The organism is Hyphomonas sp. (assembly GCF_040882205.1).
In the GTDB taxonomy this organism is placed as follows: Bacteria; Pseudomonadota; Alphaproteobacteria; order Caulobacterales; family Hyphomonadaceae; genus Hyphomonas.
This window is the reverse complement of the sequence record NZ_JBBEBT010000197.1, coordinates 1-3530: the sequence shown is the minus strand read 5'-3', so window position 1 is coordinate 3530 and position 3530 is coordinate 1. Positions and strand designations below refer to the sequence as shown.

Below are 3530 nucleotides of genomic sequence, written 5' to 3'. Positions count from 1 at the left end.
AGATGGTACCGCCTCCCCGGCTTGAACGGGGGACCTCTGGTTCCACAAACCAGCGCTCTAACCAACTGAGCTAAGGCGGCACAATTGCGTTTCGCTTACAGGCGCGGCGACCGGGTTTCAAGGCCGGGCGGAGGCCGGTGCAGGCAGATTCTCAGACTTTGACGACCTGGTCGAACTCGAGATCCACAGGTGTTCCGCGTCCGAAGATCGAAACAGTGACTTTCAGGCGGCCATTGGCTTCGTCGATTTCCTCGACAGCGCCCTCGAAGCCCTGGAACGGACCATCGTTGACCTGAACCTGCTCGCCGATCTCGAAGCTGATGCGGGGACGCGGACGTTCAGCCGACGCATCGGCCGACTTACCGAGGATGCGGTCAACCTCGCGCTGGCGCACCGGAAGCGGCTTCTTGCCGCCTTCCGCGCCGAGGAAGCCCGAAACCTTCGGGGTATCCTTGACGAGGTGATAGATATCGTCGGTCAACTGGGCCTTCATCAGCACGTAACCGGGGAAATAGCGCCGCTCGACGGTCCTTTTCTTGCCGCGCGCGACTTCGACCACTTCTTCGGTCGGAACCTCGATCTCTTCGATCAGATGGGTCAGGCCCTTGCGTTCGGCCTGCTCACGGATCGAGCCTGCGACCTTCTTCTCGAAGTTCGAATAGGCATGGACGATGTACCACTTGGCTTCAGGCATGGGCCGAGCGCGCTCCTGCTGGTCTGGATTCGATGAAAGCACCTTCAGGCGCCCCGGATGAAGTTCACGAACCACATAATGACGGTATCGGCCGCGAAAAGGAAGATTGCGATCAGGATCGACATGATAATAACGAAGATCGTCGCCTGGATGGTTTCCTGACGGGTCGTCCAGGTCACCTTGTTTCCTTCTGCGCGCACCTGCGCGATGAAAGTCAGCGGTCCAACCGACTTCTTTTTCTCTTTCGGCGGCGGGGGCGCCTTGGCGTGCTTGTCGGCCATTAGGTCACTCGTTTTTCAAAGGCGGGCGATTAGCCCGTTTACAGGCGCACGTCCACGGAAAATGTGCAGGATCGGATCGTCAGCCCAGATGTGGGCGCCGCCGGACGCAGCGCAAGGCCAAACTGGCCGTCTTTGGCCCGCGGTCCCGCGGGCTGACCGGTGGCGGGCCTCAGAAGTCCCCGTAAAAGCTTACAGGATCGCTGTCGGGGTCACTGCGGCCGGTGATCATGCCGCGCAGGATCTGGGCCGCCATCATTGAGAACGTGATCCGGTTGCCACCATATCCCATGGCCGCGTAGCAATTGGCCATGCCGGGGATCCGGCCAATGGCAGGTGTGCCGACCGGGCTGTCGCCGAAGCTGCCCGCCCAGGCGTGCATGGGCGCCGCGTCTATGTCCGGCAGCAGGGCGGCGAGCTTTCTCGCCAGGGTCCGGGTCTTGTCGGCAATCCTGGCATCACGCCGATCGGCGTCGCTGATTTTCTCGTCCTCCCCGCCGCAGATCACTTCACCGGCGGACGTTGCGCGGATGTAGAGGTAGGGATCGGACGCTTCCCGGATCATCGCAGCGGTCGGCCAGATGTTTCGCAGCTGCGGCCTGGTCGCGATGGACCAACCCGGGATGATCCTGTTTGCCTTCTTCGCAATGGCCTTCATCATTTCATAGCCTGTCGCCGCGACCAGATGCCTGGCCCGAACATCAGGACCGTCCCTGGTGTGAATGACAACCCGGGCCTCGGAGGGCTCGACATCGCTCACGTCCGCTGGCGAATATAGCCGCGCGCCGCGCGCTATCGCTGCGTGCAGGTAGCGTATCGCCGCGGGTCGGCGCACTCGTTACCGGAGCCGATGACCGCGTGCCGGCCTGTAATGGCGTAACGCGCCTTCACGGCGGCGGGCTTCAGCAGCTCAACTTCAAAGCCGGCACGGCGCCGGGCTTGGGCCTCAAGGGCGAGTTGATCCGGGTTGAGCACGTTGCCGTCCAGGCAGATGGAGCCACGAGTTGCCGTATCAGCCTTGATACCGAGGCGCTCGGTCCGGTCCCGGAGCGCATCAACGGCGAGACGCGACCGGCGCAAGATCGGCTCTGCGCGCGCGGCCGATCTTCCCCGCCATGTGGGTCAGGGGCGCGCCCGGTTCGTATTGGAGCATGGCGGCCGGGGCGAGCGTGGCCCCTGTGGCCGGGCCGCGGCGGCCGGGCACCACGACGTGCAAACCCGCATCGCTCAGGTTTCCAGCAATCAGGGCGCCCGAGATGCCGGCGCCGATCACCGCCACGTCGCAGGCGATATTGCGTATGAGGGCAGCGTTCGCCAGTGGTTCGCGGCGGCGCTCCATCCAGATCGAGCGGCCAGTGCGCAGGTCCCGGTGGACCGTGATGGAATTCGGCATCGGATTGGTCTCTCGTTTCAGGAAGGGTTGCGAAGTCAGGTCGACCTGACACCGTGCAGTCTGCCCCGATACGCGCGGCAGCAGGCGATTAAACAGAACGCAAGAGCCGCAATGCGGTTGCCTGCGGACCGGAAAGAACCGCAGGGGAAGGCAATCGCAGATCAGGCGGGCGCGGCGCTGCGTATTGCTCTGGGCCATATGCGCCCTACAGATTGAACCGGACAAAGCACAACAGACGAGGCGGCGACATGCAGTTTGAACTCGACGAAGATCACCGGATGCTGCGCGACCTCGTGCAACGGTTCGTGCGCGAGGAATTGATTCCCCTCGAAGGTGCGGTTCTGGCGCGCGACGCCGAAGGGCAAGGCGCGTATCTGACGGCGGCGGAAAAGGCGCGGCTGGACCAGGTATCGAAGGAGATGGGGCTCTGGAGCCTTGATGCACCGGAGGAACTGGGCGGCCTCGGGCTGCCGCACGTGGCTCTGGTGGCCGTCAACGAAGCGCTGGGCTCAAGCGCGGCGACCTATACCCTGCCCCCGGATTCCCCGAACCTGCAGATGCTGATGACCGCTGCAAACGAGCAGCAGAAGGAAGCCTATCTTGCGCCCTACGCCCGCGGCGAGACCGTCTCGGCCATCGGCATTTCCGAACCAGGCGCCGGCGCCGACCCCGCCGGTATGCTGACACGCGCTGTCCGCGACGGGGATAACTGGGTGATCAATGGCCGTAAGATCTGGATCACGCGCGCTGCCGAAGCGGACTTCACGATCCTGATGGCGATTACCGACAAGGCGAAAGGCACAAAGGGCGGGATGTCCGCTTTCCTCGTAGACAAAGGTACGCCCGGGTTCAATGTCCTGCGCCGCATTCCGATGCTGGGCGGCGAGTTCACCTATGAGGTTGTGCTCGAGGATTGCCGGGTACCCGGCTGGAAGCTGCTCGGCAAGGAAGGCGATGGGTTCGGCCCGATGCAGGTGCGCCTCGGCACACGGCGGATGGAGATGGCGGCCTGGTGCATCGGCGCGGCGCAGCGCGCCCTCGACATGATGCGCGAATACGCGCCGCAGCGGAAAACCTTCGGGCATAAGCTGTCCGAGCGTCAGTCCGTCCAATGGTGGGTCGCCGACGCGGCCACGAAGATCCACGCTGCCCGGCTGATGGCCTA

Annotated in this window: 5 protein-coding genes and 1 tRNA gene; 1 reads left to right on the top strand and 5 read right to left on the bottom strand. The window is 63.8% G+C overall.

The window, feature by feature from the left end:
• Nucleotides 1–3: 3 nt before the first annotated feature.
• The 5 genes from WEA77_RS08145 to WEA77_RS08125 form a co-directional block, all read right to left on the bottom strand.
• A tRNA-His gene (locus tag WEA77_RS08145) sits at nucleotides 4–80 on the bottom strand.
• 71 nt (nucleotides 81–151) lie between these two features.
• Nucleotides 152–694, bottom strand: a complete 543-nt coding sequence (gene nusG / locus WEA77_RS08140; RefSeq protein ID WP_368067369.1) for a transcription termination/antitermination protein NusG — start codon at nucleotides 692–694, stop codon at nucleotides 152–154.
• 44 nt (nucleotides 695–738) lie between these two features.
• Complete coding sequence (secE, locus tag WEA77_RS08135) at nucleotides 739–975, bottom strand: preprotein translocase subunit SecE (RefSeq protein WP_368067367.1); 237 nt, start codon at nucleotides 973–975, stop codon at nucleotides 739–741.
• 169 nt (nucleotides 976–1144) lie between these two features.
• The gene (locus tag WEA77_RS08130) at nucleotides 1145–1807 is read right to left on the bottom strand and encodes an NAD(P)/FAD-dependent oxidoreductase (protein ID WP_368067366.1); all 663 of its coding nucleotides are present in this window, start codon (nucleotides 1805–1807) and stop codon (nucleotides 1145–1147) included.
• A 219-nt stretch (nucleotides 1808–2026) separates the two neighbouring features.
• On the bottom strand, nucleotides 2027–2365 hold the full coding sequence (locus WEA77_RS08125; protein WP_368067365.1) for an FAD-dependent oxidoreductase: 339 nt from the start codon (nucleotides 2363–2365) through the stop codon (nucleotides 2027–2029).
• 248 nt (nucleotides 2366–2613) lie between these two features.
• Here WEA77_RS08125 and WEA77_RS08120 point away from each other — a divergent pair.
• Nucleotides 2614–3530, top strand: a 917-nt coding sequence (locus WEA77_RS08120; protein WP_368067364.1) for an acyl-CoA dehydrogenase family protein, incomplete at its 3' end; no start/stop codon positions are given.

Coding starts and splice junctions, on each gene's coding strand:
- nusG (WP_368067369.1), bottom strand. CDS start 694: ATGCCTGAAGCCAAGTGGTACATCGTCCATGCCTATTCGAACTTCGAG.
- secE (WP_368067367.1), bottom strand. CDS start 975: ATGGCCGACAAGCACGCCAAGGCGCCCCCGCCGCCGAAAGAGAAAAAG.
- WEA77_RS08125 (WP_368067365.1), bottom strand. CDS start 2,365: ATGCCGAATTCCATCACGGTCCACCGGGACCTGCGCACTGGCCGCTCG.